The sequence below is a fragment of the Sphingomonas elodea ATCC 31461 genome (assembly GCF_000226955.1).
Taxonomy (GTDB): domain Bacteria; phylum Pseudomonadota; class Alphaproteobacteria; order Sphingomonadales; family Sphingomonadaceae; genus Sphingomonas; species Sphingomonas elodea.
Window position 1 is genome coordinate 1 of record NZ_AGFU01000053.1, and the last position, 16,168, is coordinate 16,168.

The following is a 16,168-nucleotide window of genomic DNA, read 5'->3' on the forward strand; positions in this document are numbered from 1 at the left end:
AGGCCCGTCGACAGCGACGTGATTCCGCTGGTCGCGCCCGACAGTCCCGTCGACGTCGAGGTCGACAAGGCTGTGACCCGGCTATCGGTCGTGCTCAGACCCGTCGACACCGACGTGATCCGACTATTCGCACCCGACAGACCCGTCGAGGTCGAGGTCGACAGTGCCGTCACGTTGCTGTTGGTCGTGCTCAGGCCGGTCGACGTCGAGGTCGACAGTGTCGTTAAGGCGGTATTGGTGTTGGCGATGCCGGTGGAGAGCGACGAGCTCACCGCGAATAACTGACCACCGTTGACCGCATAGGTGCTGTTATTCGTAAGAACCTGCCCAGCAATATTGTTGAATGAATTTCCAGCTACGCCAGTTATGACGTCATTAGCCTGCCTTACTATCGTGGCAATACCACCTGGCGTGAATGAAATTATCTGTTTTGTCGAGTTTACCTCTAGCAACGAGTCACCAGAACCAGGGGCGCTTGAGTAAAGCTGAGCCACGGCATCTCCTAGCGACCCACCTCTTGATGCTGTAGTGAAGCAATTATTCTCACTGGCAGAAATCACATTAGGGTTTCTACTGTCGACGGTAGCCGTATTTGTATTTGCTGTGCCATTAGTAGTAGCATTACCAGTTACACACAAAAGACTATATTGAGCGAAGGCTGCGTCCGGGGCCATCAAAGCACCGGCAGCTGCAAGCACATACAGCAAGTTTGCCGGACGCAGACCTGCCGCCCCCGCCACAACCATGCCCGATTGGCGCACGGCAGGCAGCGAGAACGAAAAATGAACGCCCCCACCAACTCCGACGGCACCAACCCCCACCTTGCGACCGAACACGACATACATCGAAGACAGCCGAAGAACCGCCATCACCCGACGGCGCATATTTTTGCTCAATGCCCCGTCGATACCGACAATCCGTCCGACATTGGCGACAAGCCCTTTGCCTTGCGCCGAACTTCCATTTACGCGGTTACTGGTCACAAAAGTTCCCCTTATGACTTCTAAATTGATACACAAACGCTACTGAGACACAGCCGATAAGATTGTTTTTATATTTCGGAATTACAGTTTTTTACTATCGATCTGATACCCGGAAAGCTGCCATGCACCGCTGGGTTCGTGATAGAAAGAAAGCACCTCAGACCTTAATTGCAGTTTTGAATTCACATCTTCAGTGACAACCAACAAATTCACCAGGACATACTCTCCCGGCTTGTTTTCACTTTCTTTGGAATTTCCAGCGACCAGAACCTGATTAATACCCTGCCAGTTTCGCAGCACTACTTTACCCGAGAGTCTCTTGTTCAATTCCGCGACGAACGCGTCGCGGGTGAACCGCGCCTTGATGATCGGCGAGACCTGGTCGTAGAGTGCGCCCGCCTCACCGGCCGCCGCCCGGCTCGAAATCAGGTTCGCGACATTCAGAAACGCAGTGGGCGACAGCCACCGATCCCCGGTTTCCGCGGCGGCCGGCACCGCCCCCTGCGGCGCGCGCGCCGCAGCAACCGCCGGCGCCTTTCCCGCGCCCGTCTTTTGCCCGGCCACGTCCTGCGCAGCAGCAACCGACCCAGTGAACAGCGAAAGCAAGGCAAGCAAAACTCTATGATGCGCAGCGATCACGCGAATTATCCTATTGTTTTATATGGGTTTCCACCGGCCACTACGACAACAGCCAACAGATCACGATAATCACCCCCCACAACAGCAACGACAAAGGGAGGCCAAAACCAAGACCACGCCAGACATCACCACCATCGCCCTCGAGGTCGGGACCAAGTTCATGCGGATCGACACCCTGGCTCACCCGACCCACTCCGCCGCGACATCCGACCACTGGAAGGGCGGAATGCGCGCCGGGCGGCCTGCATGCGCCTCTGGCCCACGCCATGTCGGCAGACCGGCATAGCCGCCGCAGGCCCACGCCACCCCTGCATCCAATGCCAGTTCGGCGTGGGCGGCCGTGTCCAACCCCTCGGCTGCGACGACCGGCGCCAGTACGGAAGCAAGCGCGACGACCTGACGAAACAACGCGAAATCCCGCCCTCCGCGCCCGGCCAGCCGGATCAGAAACGGATCGAGCATGATGACGTCCGGCCGCAGCGCCAGGAGTCCCGCAAAGGCCACCTGCCCACCACCGAAGCCGTGCAGCACGATCTTGCAGCCGAGCCGGCGCAGTTGATCGGCCAGTTCGGCAGCGCTGCCAGGCGAGAGCGCGAACTGATTGCAGTCAATCGCGATGAGCAGGCGTTCCGCCAGCGCACGCTGCGCGGCGAGCCGGGACATCACGCCATCCCACCACGCGGACCGCCGGAAACTGATCGCCGAGACCGGAACGCACACGGCGCGTCCACCGCCGCGGGCGACATGGTCGATCGCAAGCCACACCTGCGACTGGTCGAAGGCGGCAACGAGCCGGAGGCGCTCCAAGGCGCGATACCCTGCCTCCCGGTCGATGACCTCACCGACCACGCCCGGAACCGCAGCGACCGCGCGCATGTACAGCAGCGCGTCGTCGTCGATCGCGCGAACCGGCTCCCAGGCGAACTGGAGCTCCCCTAACGCGAGCGCGGCATAATGCCCGGCCGCGACCATCATGTCCCGCCGCACCCATTCCGGTCGGGAGAATTGTGGCACGCTGCCATCCCGCATGTGCGGGAGAAGGTTTCGCGCCTCGATCACCAGGTGATGCAGCACGTCCTTGTCGTCGCAGCGAGGCCCTGCATCAACCGAACTCCAAGAGAGCGCGACATGCATTTCAGAACCAGGTCCGGAGATCGGCTGGCAACCCAACTCGAGCAGCCAGGAACCAACTTGCCTACGCAGGAAATCATGCGATCCAGCGCCAACCTCGGTGGCCGCACGGACCACGAAGAGAAACTCGTCCTGCGATTTCTCGATACACTCGCCGACAACGGCGGAAGAAGAGGCTAGGCGATTTTGCAGCGCACGCCACACCGCGCTGGAAACCTCCACCTCTGCGGCACTGCCGAACGCGATACGAATCAGGTCGAGATTATCGATGCGCACGGCCACCACCAACGCGGCCCATGCCGGATTGACCGACTGGCCCGCACCGGGAGGGGCTGCACGAACGAGGCCGACCGAGACATTTAGCCCTCGGTCGAAACGCCGCCAGAACCCCCCTATCCGCATCTTCGCCCCCATCATCATGCGAGGGCATCACCCCCCGCGATGAGACGGAATAACTAGTTTTGTTACATGGTTGGACGATTGTGGTTTACGGCAAAGCCCTGGTATTAAATAAAAAGTCAAATCACGGGTCGGAAAAATGCAGCAATTGATATATGACAGAAGCGGTCAACGAAAATATCTTACCAAATCAGAGAGAAACGCCTTCCTAAAGGCCGCACATAGATTCGATTTAAGCACATTAACACTTTGTATGATTATATCCGCAACAGGATGCCGCATATCAGAAGCATTATCTTTAACTACAAAAAGTATAGATATTCAATCTGGAATGATTATAATAGAATGCCTTAAAAAAAGAAAGCGGGGGATTTTTAGAAGTGTGCCAGTACCTAAAGAGCTAATTGACTTTATTGTAGACTCACATAACTTGCGACCACATATCATGCAGGGCCTTGATGCTTTAAGATTGTGGACTTTTTCGCGCGTTACCGCATATCGTCGAATTCGCAAGGTAATGGCTGCTGCTGGCTTAAATGGATCGCATGCAATGCCAAAAGGGCTTCGTCATTGCTTCGGCGTTACTGCCATTCAATCGCAAGTACCGTTAAACTTGGTGCAGCGATGGCTTGGACATGCTGACATGCGTACAACTGCTATTTACGCTAGCGCCACCGGACCAGAGGAACGAAGCATTGCACGACGTATGTGGCAGACCAGCACCATGACCTTCTCGGATCTATCACAGCGCACCTGAACGGGCGTCCGCAGTGCTGGAATGGCGTCGGGGGCGATAAAAATCTGGCTCCCCCTGGCGTCGCCCGGGCGCTCAGAAAGCGCAATGTGCCGGGATTTTAAGCAGGCGGACTTGCGCGGCGAAACAAAACTAGTTATTCCGTTTCAGGAATATACGGATAAATCATTGATATATCAATGATATTTAGAACCCCCTGTTTAGGTGTTCTCAACACTCTCTAGATCGGTAGCGTCAAACTGACAACATGGTCATGGAGTACAAAGTCCATGACCAACGATCGCAGAGGAAAAAACATCTGTACGCAACATTATCTTTCGAAGGGCACTCCTTGACCAAAGGCTTTTATCAGCCTTTGAAGCACCATCAGGAACAGTAAGGGGGTACCGACGTCATATCGAACTCGCGCCGGCGTGCTTCCTAAAGTTTCATTTTCGAAACATCAAATATCAGGGGCGTGTGCGACTTACATGAATTCGTTACACGTTGGATACAAAAGACGGACGCGGCGTACGTGACGCTACGGCCGCGGGACCTTTAAGGCTATATGGCTTTCGAAAATACGCGGCAGTTATGCGATCGGCTTCACCGCATTAGGGCCGGGGCCCACAAACGGGATTCCTTCGGCGCGAGAGATGTGATTCACCCTGCACGTTGAAGTGGAGAGTGAATTACCGGGAGAGTTTCTGGCTGAACGACGAGCAGCGGGATCGGCTACGGCCGCTGCTTCCAAACACGCCGCGACGTGTGCCGCGGGTAGACGACCGTCGGGTGATCAGCGGCATCGTCCATGTGCTGCAGGCGGGCTGCCGTTGGCAGGACGCGTCGAGCGTTTATAGTACGTACAAGACGCTGTACAACGTAACCGCTGTTTTCAGGCCACGGCCGTCCAAGGCAAGAGTTCGGCGACGTTGTTGGCGGGGTGACCGTTGGCGAGCTTGGAGAGCGTCCTGGTCAGCCATTCGTGCGGGTTGACGGCGTTGAGCTTGCAGCATTCGATAAGGGTGGCGATCACCGCCCAGTTGTCACCGCCTTCGTCTGAGCCGGCGAACAGGGCGTTTTTGCGATTGAGGGCCAGGGGCCTGATCGATCGCTCGACGGTATTGCTGTCCAGATCGATGCGGCCGTCATCAAGGAACCGGGCGAGGCCTTCCCATCGGGTGAGCGCATAGCGGATCGCCTCGCCGAGCCTGCTCTTGGCGCTGAGCTGGCGGAGCCGAGCTTCGAGATAGAGGTGGAGATCGCCGACGATGACGCGGCTGCGGGCGGCGCGCGGCGCTGCTCGGGCGAGGATCCGCGCACTTCATCCTCGATGGCATAGAGCGAGGCGATCCGGCGCAGCACATCGGTCGCGACCGGCGAGCTGTCGGCCAACGCATGGAAGTTGCGCGGGACATGCCCCTCCGCAGCCTTTCCAACGATGCTGCGCATCGCCGGAACCTTGGGCTGCTCCGCCCCGCAGAAGGCGAGTCTGACATGCTGCCGGCGCCGGGCGAGAGCCGCATAGCCGCCATAGCCGTCAACTTGCAGGATGCCGGCGAAGTCCCCGAGATGGGCCTCGGGCCGTTCGGCCTTCCGGTCGGCGGCATAGATATAGGCGACCATCGGGGGATCGACGCCGCCCCATGGCCGATCGTCGCGGGCATAGGCCCATAGCTGGCCGGTCTTGGTCCGGCCGCGCCCCGGATCGAGCACCGGTACCATCGTCTCGTCGGCGAACAAGCGCTCGGAGTGCCGCAGCCCATCCTGGATATGGTCGCGCAGCGGCCGCAGATACCAGGCCGCCCGGCCAACCCAGTCGGCCAGCGTCGAACGGTCGAGCTGGACGCCCTGCCGGGCATGGATCTGCGCCTGGCGGTAGAGCGGCAGATGATCGGCATACTTGGCGACCAGCACTTGGGCGATCAGCGCTTCGGTGGGGATGCCGCCCTCGACGATGCGGGCCGGCGCTGGCGCCTGAACCACCGCGCTCTCGCACGAGCGGCAGCCGTAGCGCGGCCGGCGGGTGACCAGCACCCGGAACGTGATCGGCACCACGTCGAGCCGCTCGGCTACATCCTCGCCGATCTGGTGGAGCGCGCCGCCGCAGCAGGGGCAGGCCCTGATACCATCAATCTCCTCGACATCGACGCGCTGCTCGATCCGTTCGAGGTGCGCGGGCAGCGCGCCACGGTTGGTCTTGCGCGGCCGATCGCCAGGCGCGCGCACTGTCTTCGCCAAGCCGGCAGCCTCGGCATGGGCCAGTGCCGTCTCGGCATCCTCGAGCCCCAGCTGGAGCTGATCGGGATCGAGTTGCTCGGAACGACGCCCGAAGCGATGGCGCTGGAAAGCATCGATGATCGCTCGCAGGCACTCGACCTCGGCGTCGGCGCTCTCCAGCTTGCGGGCCTGGTCGGGGACGAGCGCGCGGAGCGCATCAACGTCGTCGGGAAGGTCCGCTTCCATCAGCATGGAGGCCGTGAATCAACCGATCACGGCCCCGTCAACCGGCAATCCGAGGCGCCTGCGGTCGGCGTCCGCCATGCACGCGACGCCAGTCCAGACCCTCCAGAAGAGCGCCGAGCTGCGCCGCCGTCAGGCGCATAACGCCATCACGGATACCGGGCCACTTGAAGCCCGCCCGCCTCGAGCTTCTTGGCCATCAGACACAGGTCGGTGCCGTCCCACCAGACCAGCTTGATCCGGTCCGCCCGCTTCGCCCGAAACACGTAGATCACGCCCGAGAACGGATCGCCGCCATATTCGGCCGTGACCAGTGCGGCCAGGGAATCCGCGCCCTTGCGGAAATCTACCGGGCGCGTCGCCACCATCACGCGAGCAGCCGCGCCAGGTCCGATCACCGGGATGCCTTGAGCGCATCGATCACCGCCGCAATCAGACCTGTGTCGGCGCCGCGCGCGATCTTCACCGCGATACCGTCGATCTCCAGTTCGATGGCTCTGCCAGGCGATCGCCGCTGGCGGCGTGAGCGCTTGGCCCCAGGAGCCGAAGCGCCAGGTAGAGCCGGCTTGATCATCGCCGAGCGAACGAAGGCGCCTGGGCTCCTGCGACGGCGTCGCATAGCGAATATCTCCTCAGCCTGCCCGACAACTCGATCCACAAGAGCCGTTCCATGAGATCGAACCGACCGACGCTGTTGTCGCGGTCCGGAAAATCGAGACGCACCCGAATTGCCCATGGCAGCTCGATTCCCGCCCGCGTTGCAAAATTCCTATTTTGATTCAGCATTTTATACGCATCATTGGGAACGTTTGACAAAATTCTTCATTTTGCATTAATTGGTCCGACCAAGAGGTCCAGCCACTCGAACCGACCACAAGTGTCGGAAAAGCGGCCGGTGTGATGCGGCTTTTGCCCGCCCAAGGAGAGGGGATTTCATGACGATCGCCGTTGACGTTTCGCGTAGCTCGCTGGCTGCGGTCCTGCTTGCCGCTACCGCGCTTACCGCCGTGCCAGCGCTGGCACAGGAAACGCCGGCCGCGCCGACGGGCGATGCCCCGGCCGCCCAGGACCGCGGGGTGGAAGAGGCCGGAGCTCAGGGCGAAATCGTCGTCACCGGCTTTCGCCAGAGCTATACCGACGCGATCCGCTCCAAGCGCAACGAAGTGGCGATCACCGACGGCATCTCGTCCGACGGCCTCGGCCGCTTTCCCGACCTGAACGTGGGCGAAGCGCTGCAGCGCGTGCCCGGCGTGCAGATCAACCGCGAGGCGGAGGGCCGGAACGCCACCATCAACCTGCGCGGTCTGCCCGGCGAATATGCCCGCATGACGCTGAACGGCGTTGCCTTCGCCGAACCGATCCTGAGCGAGGCAGCCCCGCTGGGTGCGTTCAACGCCGACATCTTCAGCGCGATCGTGATCGACAAGTCGCCGATGGCCAATGCCCAGTCGGGCGGCCTTTCGGGCAATGTCGACCTGCAGATCGCCACCGCGCTCAGCCGCAAGGAAGGGGGCTTCATCAAGGCTTCGATGGAGTATAACCAGCTGGGCGAAACCTTCGCGCCCGGGGCTACCGTCGGCTATAACCACCTGTCTTCGGACCGCTTCGGGTTGTTCGGCGTGCTTGCCTACAAGCACGAGAATTTCCGCCGGGATTCGGTGCAGTTCAACAGCTATTCGAACTTCTCGGCGGCACAGGCGCAGGCCAATGCCAGCGTTCTCGGCAGCTATTACGCCCGCTCGGCCGCGTGCCCGTCGTGCACCGGCACCACCAGCACCAGGGGCGTGCTGTACGAATCGTCGATGCGGCAATATTCGCGCCTCAACGAAGGCGATCTCTACACCGGCGCCGCGGGTGCCGAGTGGAAGCCGAACGACGAGACGCGGCTGAGCGTGACCGGCTTCTACACCGATCGCCGCCTGCCGCAGACCAACCAGTACATCCTGATCGTCGGTGAGAACGACGCAAGTGGCCTGACCGCCAAGAGCAATCCGGTGCAGCTGAGCGACGGCCGCTACGTCGTCACCGATATCGACTTCACCAATCCGGACTCGCGCATGTCGACCCGGCGGCTGGGCATCCGCCAGCGCAGCTGGGGCATCGACGGCAAGGGCGAGTGGCGCAACGACGACTGGCGCGTCACCACGGTGCTGACCGCCTCCAAGGCGGACAACAAGTCCGAGGAGACCTCGATCGACTTCGATCGGATCCAGACCACCGCCGGCAACGGTGCTACCGGTTCGCTGCGCACCGGCGCGGGGGACATTTCCAAATTCTACTACGCGCTGTCGCCGACGCCGCTGGTCACCAGTGCAGTGCCGACCTGGTACTGGGGCGGGGTTACCGATCCGACCCAATATTACAACACGCCGACTACCGCCGGGCGCACCAATCGCATGCAGTTCACCGGCACGCAGAGCTATGCGACCAACGAACTGTTCGCCGGCCAGGCGGAGGTGGAGCGGACGTTCGACGGCAGCGTGCTGAGCGGCATCCAGGTGGGAGCGCGGTTCGAGCGCAACAAGTTCATCTCGCAGGGCTATCGCACCTCCGCCTTCGGGCTGCAGGTCCAGAACATCACCGGCGATCTGGTGACCACCGCGCCCGTGACGGGCGATTTCTTCGGCGGCAAGCTGGGCACCTATACGACCAACTGGCAGGCGACCCGCTTCGACGACGCGATCGCGGCGCTGACGCCGGTCACCCTCTATCCGGGCGGGGCGCTTTCCCCCTCGGGCTACAATATCCGCTACAACGACAACAATTATTCCCTCTACAACTTCACCAACCAGACCGACGTCGCATCGCTCTATGGCCAGCTGAAATATGAATTCGAGCTGGGCGGCATCCGGGTGCGCGGCAATGGCGGCCTGCGCTACGAGCGTGCCCGCAACACGATCGACGCGCTGGATCGCGTGCGGCTCACGGGCACGATCGGTTCGCCGAGCGACTTCGCGGCGAACACCTACCGGCAGTCCTACGGCAAGTGGCTGCCGTCGTTCATCGTCGTCGCGGACCTGAGCGACAAGCTGATGCTGCGCGGTGCGGCGTATCGCACCTATGTCCGCCCGCAGCCGCGCCAGTTCACGCCGGCCACGGTGGTCGGCAACCCGGACAATGGCGTCTATTCGGTCACGCTGGGCAACCCCAATCTGCGGCCCTATGATTCCACCTCGCTGGACATGTCGCTGGAATGGTATAACCGGCCGAACGGCATCATTTCGCTGGCCGCGTTCCAGAAGCGGATCACCGGCCTGATCGCCCAGATCACCGATCCCACCCGGCTGTGCCCGGCCGATGCCAGTGCGCTGGGCCTGGGCACGCTGCGGATCAACGGCGATCGCTGCGAAAGCAGCCAGATCTACACCGGCGGTCCGGTGCCGACACCGTTCCTGGTTTCGGCGAGCGGTTTCGTGAACCAGACCAATCCGGTCACCGTGCGCGGCGTGGAGTTCAACCTGCAGCAGTCTCTGGACTTCCTGCCGGGCCTGCTCCGCCATCTGGGGGGCGGCTTCAACTACGCCTTCACCGACATCAGCGGCACGACCTCGAGCGGCGCGGCGGCGACGCTGCCGGGTGTTTCGAAGCACAATGCCAACGTGATCGGCTATTACGAGACCAAGGATTACGGCCTGCGGCTGGTGTACAATGTGCGCAGCAAATATGATCTGGCTTCGGCCGGAACCTTCACCGGCGCCGCGCGCCAGGTGAAGGCACGCGGCCAGATGGACCTCTCGGCGTCGTACAACGTCAACGAGCAGTTCTCACTTTCGTTCGACGCCTACAACCTCACCAACGCGATCCGTATCGAATATGAGAACGATCCCCGCCTGATCCGCCGCGCCGATTATGACGGGCGCACCTTCACACTCACCGCGCGCGCTACCTTCTAGGATCGCGTTCCGCTACGCCCTCCCACCTTGGCGACGCCCGCTGAACGGGGCGTCGCCAGCTTTTCTTGGAGACGGGGATGAAAGAATGCGGGCTTCGCCGGCGGAGCGTTCTGGCAGGGGGCGCGGTGCTAGCGGCGTTGAGCGCGCCGTATCGGCTGGCGGCCCGCGCAGCGGCGGGGGAGGCCGTGGTCGACGTCCGCGCCTTCGGGGCGAGGGGCGATGGCAAGGCGCTCGACTCCCCCGCGATCAACCGGGCGATCGAGCATGCCGCGGCGCGGGGCGGCGGCACCGTGTGGCTGCCGGCGGGCACCTATCGTTCGTACAGCATCCGGCTGAAGAGCCACATCACCCTGCACCTGGATAGCGGCGCGGTGCTGCTCGCTGCCGACACGCCGGTCGAGGGCATGGCCAGCGGCGGCTACGACCATGCGCCGGATCTTCCCCCCGGCTATGCCGCCTATCAGGATCACGGCCACGGCCATTGGCGCAACGCGCTGATCTGGGGCGAGGGGCTGGAAGACATCGCGATCGAAGGCCCCGGCCTGATCTGGGGCAAGGGCCTGGGCCGCGGCCATGACTATGACGTCGGCCGGCCGATCTCGGGCATGCCCGGCGTGGGCGACAAGGCGATCGCGCTCAAGCTGTGCCGCAACATCACCCTGCGCGATTTCCGCGTGCTGGAGGGCGGCTGGTTCGCGCTGCTCGCCACCGGCTGCGACAACATGACGATCGACAATCTGCTGATCGATACCAACCGCGACGGGCTCGACATCGATTGCTGCCGCAACGTCCATGTCAGCCGCTGCACGATCAACGCGCCGTGGGACGATGCGATCTGTCCCAAATCCTCGTTCGCGCTGGGCTACCCCCGCTGGACCGAAAACCTGACGATCAGCGACTGCACGGTGAGCGGCAGCTATGCGATCGGATCGGTGCTCGACGGCAGCTTCCGCCCGTTCCCGCCCGCGCCGAAGAGCACCCATGGTCGGATCAAGCTGGGCACGGAGAGCAATGGCGGCTTCCGCAACGTGACGATCAGCAACTGCGTGTTCGACACCTGCCGCGGCCTCGCGCTGGAGACGGTGGACGGCGCGCGGCTGGAGGACGTGACCGTCACCAACCTCACCATGCGCGACGTGACCACCGCGCCCATCTTCCTGCGCCTGGGCAAGCGGATGCGCGGGCCCGCCGATGCGATGCCGGGCACGCTGAAGCGGGTGCTGATCGACAATGTCGTCGCCTCGGGCGCGGCCCCCCTCCCCTCGATCATCGCGGGCGTTGCCGGCCATCCGGTGGAGGATGTGCGGATCAGCAACCTGTTCGTCGAACAGGTCGGCGGACAGAACGCCGCCATGGCCGCGATCGACCCGCCCGAAAACGAGGCGGGCTATCCCGAGCCCACCATGTTCGGCGATCTGCCCGCGACCGGCCTGTTCGTGCGGCACGCGCGCAACATCGCGCTGTCGCATGTCGAAATCCGCACCCGCGCCGCCGATGCGCGCCCGGCCTTCTGGCTGCGCGACGTCGACGGCTTCGATGCGCACGACCTCCGCGTGCCGCAAGGCACCGCCTTCCAGCTCGACGCGGTCACCCGCTTCCGGCTGTGGGGCAGCCGCGACCTTGCGGATCGCCGCGTGGATGGACCGATCCGCACCAGCTGGTAATTTGCGTACAGGGGAGAAGACGATGCGCCATGGAACCACCCGCCGCCTCACGCTGGCCGCGCTGCTGCTGGCGGGCATCGCGGCGCATCCGGCGGCGGCGCAGACCGATCTTGCCCGCTATGTCGATCCCAGGATCGGCACCGGCAACGACAACCAGGGCGATACCGTGCCCGGCCCGGCGCGCCCGGCCGGCTCGATCCATCCCAGCCCGGAGACGCTCACCGGCAGCAATGCCGGCTATGACAAGGATGCGCCACTGAGCGGCTTCGCCCAGTTGCATACCCAAGGGTCCGGCGGGCGGACGACCTATGGCACCTTCCTCGTCTCCCCCCAGACCGGCGAGCCGGTGTTCGACGAGGCGCAGCACCTTTCGCCCAAGGCGGACGAGCGGCTGGCGGCGGATGCCTATGCCGTCACGCTTACCCGCTACGGCATCCGCGCGGAGGTGACGCCGGCGCCCTTTGCCGCGCTCTACCGCTTCACCTATCCGGCGGGGAAGCCGGCGACCCTGGTGTTCGACATCACCCGCAAGATCCGCGGCGAGCTGGCGAGTGCCGGTGCCGATGTGACGCTCGATCCGGCCACCGGGCGGATCACCGGGCGGGTGCGGGCGCGCAGCTACTGGAACCCGGCCGAGGTCGACATCTGGTTCGTCGCCCAGCTCGATCGCAAGCCCAGCCGCTGGGGCGTGCGCATCGGCAAGGAGGACCGCGCCGGCGCGACCAGCGCCACCGCGCCGGCCGATACCCAGCTCGCCGGCTGGTGGCAGTTCGATGCCAGCCCGGACAAGCCGGTGCTGATGAAGCTGGCGGTCTCCTTCACCAGCGCCGAGCGCGCCGCCGAACTGCTCGCCGAGGACATTCCCGGCTGGGACTTCGACGGCGTGAAGGCAGGCGCGCGCGCCGACTGGAACCGCGAGCTTGCCCGCGCGACGATCGACGGCGTGGGCGATGCCGACAAGCGCCGCTTCTACACCGCGCTCTATCACAGCGCGATCCAGCCGCGCGACCGCAGCCGCGACCAGACGCCCGCCGACCGGGCGACGCCGCACTGGGACGATTATTACACGCTGTGGGACACCTATCACACCGGCTTCCCGCTGATGTCGCTGCTGCGGCCCAGCGTCTATCGCGGCAATGTCGCCTCGATCGTGCGGACCTTCGAGCGCTTCGGCGCCGCGCACACCGCGTTCATCGCCGGGCGCAACTATCCTGTCGGCCAGGGCGGCGACGAGGTGGACAATGTGCTGGGCGAGGCGCTGATCCGCGGCGTGCCCGGCATTGATTGGCGCAAGGCCGCGCCGGTCGCGCTGCACAATGCCTGGGAGGAACGGCGGCCGCGCTATCTGGTCGACGGCTGGTTCGCGGTGGGCGATCGCAGCCCGGAGCCGGACAACCAGCGCGCCAAATCGGGCTCGTCCACGCCCGCGTTCGCGCTCAACGACTTCTATGCGGCCAAGCTCGCCGAGGCGATCGGCAGTACCGATGAGGCCAAGGCGCTGCGCGCCCGATCGGGCAACTGGCGCAAGGTCTGGAACCCCGATGCGACCAGCGACGGCTTCACCGGCTTCATCCTGCCGCGCTATGCCGATGGCCGCTTCCAGGCGATCGATCCCAAGCTCGGCTGGGACGGCACGACCTATGACAATGTCGGCTTCTACGAGGGCACGGCCTGGGTCTATTCCTACACCATGCTGCACGACATCCCCGGCATGGTGGCGGCGATGGGCGGGCGCACGCGCTTCGTGGAACGGCTGCGCCACGCGCTGGATGCCAACCTGATCGACATCACCAACGAACCGAGCTTCGCCACGCCCTGGCTGTTCAGCGATGTCGGCCGGCCGGATCTCGCCAGCTACTGGGCCAACCGGATCTTCGAGCGCTTCACCCCAGACGCCTATCCCGGCGACGAGGACAATGGCGCGATGAGCTCGCATTATGTCTTCAACCGGCTGGGCCTGTTCCCCAAGCTGACCACCGACCTCTATTACCTCCACGCGCCGCACCAGCCGCAGGGGGTGATCACCGGGGAGGACGGCCGCCGCTTCGTGATCACCGCGCGCAACTGGAAACCGGGGCGGATCTACATCGCCTCGGCTACGCTGAACGGTAAGCCGCTGACCACGCCGTTCCTCCACCAGGCGGACATCACCGCCGGCGGCGAACTGGTGCTGACCCTTTCCGACAAGCCGACCAACTGGGGGCAATGAGGGGCTGCCCGGCAATCAGCAGCTGCCGTCCACAAGCGGACGTTGACATTCTACACTATTGGGGCGCTATGGGTTGTTCAGACCTCCACCAATGCACGAGAGCACCTTGGGAGATTTGACGGCTCCCGCCGAGCGAAAGCTCCGATGGGCAAGGCGATACGAGGTAGAGGCGCGCTGGCTCGGCTATAGCGGAATGGCCATCATCGGGCTGGCGGGTTTTATGGGATCATTTGCGACCGCTCTCGCTGGCGTCTGCTTAGCGATGCCTGCGGCGTGGATTTTCAACTTAAGGTGTCCAGCCTGTGCTTGGCTCATCTATCGAGATCATGGATCTGCCAAAAGGCATGCTCAGGATCAAATGCTGGCACCGCTTTATTCAAAGCAACTCTGGCATCAGCCGTCTGCGTGCACCAGATGCGCTTTACCACTCCACGCAGCCAAAAGGCTGTGAAGCAACGTCCGCTTCCCACCACAACCAGCGCCGCCGCGCTACTCGGCCCGCGCCGGTTGTGCCGCCGACGCCGCCGTCCCCGCCCCCGCGAACGGCCCAAGCCGGAAGGTGAAGCGCCGCGGGGCGAGCGGCACGCCGTCGACGGTCACCTGCCAGTCGAAACCGAAACCGGACAGGGTGTTGCAATCGTGGCGATTGCGCACCGTGAACCGCCCGGCAGCTGCCTCAACGGCCGCGAACTGCACCGGCGCATCGACCTTGCGGAACTCAAACAGATGCGGGTTGGGCGTGCGATCGGGCTGGTTCAGCCCGTCGCCGAACTCGATCTAGCCGCCCGGATTGGCGCCATAGCCGCGGCCGTCGCCCAATAGTGCTGGCCGTGGCCGGCGGTGCGGTTCATCGACTGGTCTAACGGTGCGCCGCTGGTCCAGGGTCGCCGCGTCACCGGCTTCACCAATTCCGAGGAGGCCGCGGTCGAATTGACCGACGTGGTGCCGTTCCTGATCGAGGACGAGTTCCAAAAGCTCGGCGCGACGTTCGAGAAGGGCCCGGATTGGGCACCGTTTCTCGTCACCGACGGCACGCTGATCACCGGGCAGAACCCCGCCAGCTCCGATGCCGTCGCCCACGCCCTGATCGATCAGTTGCGCTGATGACGACCTGCGTCATCGGCTGGGGTCCCCCTCGGTCGATGACGCGTCGATGCGTCGGAACGGGGCACCGCTGCTGGTCGCCAGCACGATACGCTCGTGGCTGGATCCATAACACCCGCCCCATAAAATGATTTATGGCAGGGGCTCGAGCAGCTTCTTAGCCTTCGCGCGCCGATCGACATAGTCGCTTCGCCGTCAGACCGACTTCTAGTTTGGAAGTGTCGGCAAGCGGAGGAAAAGATCATGCTGCTCGAAAAAGACGCGGGGTCGGCGACCGCCCCCGGGCCGACATTGCCGCCGGAGGCAGCCGCCGCGATCGTCCGCGCCTTCTGGAAAGCAGATGCCGAAAGCATCGTGCAGGAACGGATCGCCTTCGCCCGTCTGACGAACGACTCCGCCGCAGCGGCGTGCTGGCAGTCGCTACGCCCCTTCCTGTGACCAAAGGATGGTATCTGTGCAGACCTTGGAAATCGAAGCGATGCTCAACCAGGCGATCGGCCAATTCTGGCGCGGCCTGATCCAGCATCAAAGCCATCTCGGCCTCATCGCCTCGTTGGGGCTCAGCAAGCTCGCCGACTCCATGCAGACGCGGATCGCTGACGAGCCGCAGACGCTGCGCAGCCTGCTGGATCGCCTGCTCGATCTGGGCGGAAAGCCTGCGTTCACGGTGGGCACCCCCACGCTGGGCACCGACCTGGCCACCATCCTTTCGATCGACATTGATACCCAGCGTGCCGGGCTGGCGACCCTCAACAAGCGCGTGTTGTTTGCAGGGAACCAGTCCGATGCCGCGACACGGTTGCCGTTCGAACGCATCGTCCTCGATGAGGAGGAACATCTCGCCTGGCTGCTCGGTGAGCAGAGCCTGCTCACGCGGCTTGGAGAGGTGCCCTATTCGGCGCTGCGCGCCTAACATCTCGTCGGGGTCGCGGCGGGGCGCCCACCCTAGG

At 63.5% G+C, this 16,168-nt stretch carries 14 protein-coding genes and 3 pseudogenes; 8 read left to right on the top strand and 9 right to left on the bottom strand.

Annotated elements, in window-relative coordinates:
• From KK7_RS23610 to KK7_RS0114640, 3 genes and pseudogenes are all read right to left on the bottom strand, one after another.
• Positions 1 to 983: pseudogene (locus KK7_RS23610) on the bottom strand (hypothetical protein); the annotation flags it as partial.
• An 81-nt stretch (positions 984 to 1,064) separates the two neighbouring features.
• The gene (locus KK7_RS0114635; protein ID WP_010545394.1) at positions 1,065 to 1,622 is read right to left on the bottom strand and encodes a DUF4019 domain-containing protein; all 558 of its coding nucleotides are present in this window, start codon (positions 1,620 to 1,622) and stop codon (positions 1,065 to 1,067) included.
• 180 nt (positions 1,623 to 1,802) lie between these two features.
• Positions 1,803 to 3,173, bottom strand: a complete 1,371-nt coding sequence (locus tag KK7_RS0114640) for an EAL domain-containing protein (protein ID WP_010545395.1) — start codon at positions 3,171 to 3,173, stop codon at positions 1,803 to 1,805.
• Positions 3,174 to 3,291: 118 nt separating this feature from the next.
• Between KK7_RS0114640 and KK7_RS21970 the strand changes: the two genes are divergently transcribed.
• Both KK7_RS21970 and KK7_RS21975 read left to right on the top strand, forming a co-directional pair.
• A complete protein-coding gene (locus KK7_RS21970; protein ID WP_100207606.1) occupies positions 3,292 to 3,909 on the top strand; it encodes a tyrosine-type recombinase/integrase in 618 nt (205 codons plus the stop codon).
• Between the two features lie 663 nt (positions 3,910 to 4,572).
• A pseudogene (locus KK7_RS21975) lies at positions 4,573 to 4,767 on the top strand (transposase); the annotation flags it as partial.
• A 13-nt stretch (positions 4,768 to 4,780) separates the two neighbouring features.
• Here KK7_RS21975 and KK7_RS23895 read toward each other — a convergent pair.
• From KK7_RS23895 to KK7_RS20820, 5 genes and pseudogenes are all read right to left on the bottom strand, one after another.
• Positions 4,781 to 4,921: an IS66 family transposase gene (locus KK7_RS23895; RefSeq protein WP_010545398.1), complete on the bottom strand. Its 141-nt coding sequence runs from the start codon at positions 4,919 to 4,921 to the stop codon at positions 4,781 to 4,783.
• A 69-nt stretch (positions 4,922 to 4,990) separates the two neighbouring features.
• Positions 4,991 to 6,357 (bottom strand): annotated as a pseudogene (gene tnpC / locus KK7_RS20810) (IS66 family transposase); the annotation flags it as partial.
• A 31-nt stretch (positions 6,358 to 6,388) separates the two neighbouring features.
• Positions 6,389 to 6,490, bottom strand: a complete 102-nt coding sequence (locus KK7_RS23770) for a hypothetical protein (RefSeq protein WP_420186417.1) — start codon at positions 6,488 to 6,490, stop codon at positions 6,389 to 6,391.
• A 7-nt stretch (positions 6,491 to 6,497) separates the two neighbouring features.
• Entirely contained in the window at positions 6,498 to 6,746 is a 249-nt protein-coding gene (gene tnpB / locus KK7_RS20815; RefSeq protein WP_202798682.1) for an IS66 family insertion sequence element accessory protein TnpB, read from the bottom strand.
• Complete coding sequence (locus tag KK7_RS20820; protein ID WP_051121350.1) at positions 6,743 to 6,922, bottom strand: hypothetical protein; 180 nt, start codon at positions 6,920 to 6,922, stop codon at positions 6,743 to 6,745. Before KK7_RS20820 ends, tnpB begins: the two co-directional genes overlap by 4 nt.
• 361 nt (positions 6,923 to 7,283) lie before the next feature.
• Between KK7_RS20820 and KK7_RS0114660 the strand changes: the two genes are divergently transcribed.
• From KK7_RS0114660 to KK7_RS0114670, 3 genes are all read left to right on the top strand, one after another.
• On the top strand, positions 7,284 to 10,241 hold the full coding sequence (locus tag KK7_RS0114660; RefSeq protein ID WP_010545401.1) for a TonB-dependent receptor: 2,958 nt from the start codon (positions 7,284 to 7,286) through the stop codon (positions 10,239 to 10,241).
• Between the two features lie 77 nt (positions 10,242 to 10,318).
• Positions 10,319 to 11,905, top strand: a complete 1,587-nt coding sequence (locus KK7_RS0114665; protein ID WP_040598722.1) for a rhamnogalacturonidase — start codon at positions 10,319 to 10,321, stop codon at positions 11,903 to 11,905.
• 22 nt (positions 11,906 to 11,927) lie between these two features.
• Positions 11,928 to 14,114 (top strand): GH92 family glycosyl hydrolase, encoded by a 2,187-nt coding sequence (locus KK7_RS0114670; protein ID WP_010545403.1) that lies wholly within the window; start codon positions 11,928 to 11,930, stop codon positions 14,112 to 14,114.
• A gap of 489 nt (positions 14,115 to 14,603) precedes the next feature.
• Here KK7_RS0114670 and KK7_RS22975 read toward each other — a convergent pair whose 3' ends face one another.
• The gene (locus KK7_RS22975; protein ID WP_010545404.1) at positions 14,604 to 14,810 is read right to left on the bottom strand and encodes a hypothetical protein; all 207 of its coding nucleotides are present in this window, start codon (positions 14,808 to 14,810) and stop codon (positions 14,604 to 14,606) included.
• 144 nt (positions 14,811 to 14,954) lie between these two features.
• Between KK7_RS22975 and KK7_RS0114680 the strand changes: the two genes are divergently transcribed.
• The 3 genes from KK7_RS0114680 to KK7_RS20825 all read left to right on the top strand — a co-directional run bounded on the left by KK7_RS0114680 (position 14,955) and on the right by KK7_RS20825 (position 16,131).
• A complete protein-coding gene (locus KK7_RS0114680; RefSeq protein WP_010545405.1) occupies positions 14,955 to 15,218 on the top strand; it encodes a type 1 glutamine amidotransferase family protein in 264 nt (87 codons plus the stop codon).
• Positions 15,219 to 15,461: 243 nt separating this feature from the next.
• Positions 15,462 to 15,656, top strand: coding sequence for a hypothetical protein (locus tag KK7_RS0114685; protein WP_010545406.1), 195 nt, complete (start codon positions 15,462 to 15,464; stop codon positions 15,654 to 15,656).
• Positions 15,657 to 15,672: 16 nt separating this feature from the next.
• Complete coding sequence (locus KK7_RS20825) at positions 15,673 to 16,131, top strand: ferritin-like domain-containing protein (protein ID WP_010545407.1); 459 nt, start codon at positions 15,673 to 15,675, stop codon at positions 16,129 to 16,131.
• The last annotated feature ends 37 nt before the right edge of the window (positions 16,132 to 16,168 follow it).

Coding starts and splice junctions, on each gene's coding strand:
- KK7_RS20820 (WP_051121350.1), bottom strand. CDS start 6,922: ATGATCAAGCCGGCTCTACCTGGCGCTTCGGCTCCTGGGGCCAAGCGC.
- KK7_RS0114640 (WP_010545395.1), bottom strand. CDS start 3,173: ATGATGATGGGGGCGAAGATGCGGATAGGGGGGTTCTGGCGGCGTTTC.
- KK7_RS21970 (WP_100207606.1), top strand. CDS start 3,292: ATGCAGCAATTGATATATGACAGAAGCGGTCAACGAAAATATCTTACC.
- KK7_RS0114660 (WP_010545401.1), top strand. CDS start 7,284: ATGACGATCGCCGTTGACGTTTCGCGTAGCTCGCTGGCTGCGGTCCTG.
- KK7_RS0114670 (WP_010545403.1), top strand. CDS start 11,928: ATGCGCCATGGAACCACCCGCCGCCTCACGCTGGCCGCGCTGCTGCTG.
- KK7_RS0114665 (WP_040598722.1), top strand. CDS start 10,319: ATGAAAGAATGCGGGCTTCGCCGGCGGAGCGTTCTGGCAGGGGGCGCG.
- KK7_RS0114685 (WP_010545406.1), top strand. CDS start 15,462: ATGCTGCTCGAAAAAGACGCGGGGTCGGCGACCGCCCCCGGGCCGACA.
- KK7_RS23770 (WP_420186417.1), bottom strand. CDS start 6,490: ATGCGCCTGACGGCGGCGCAGCTCGGCGCTCTTCTGGAGGGTCTGGAC.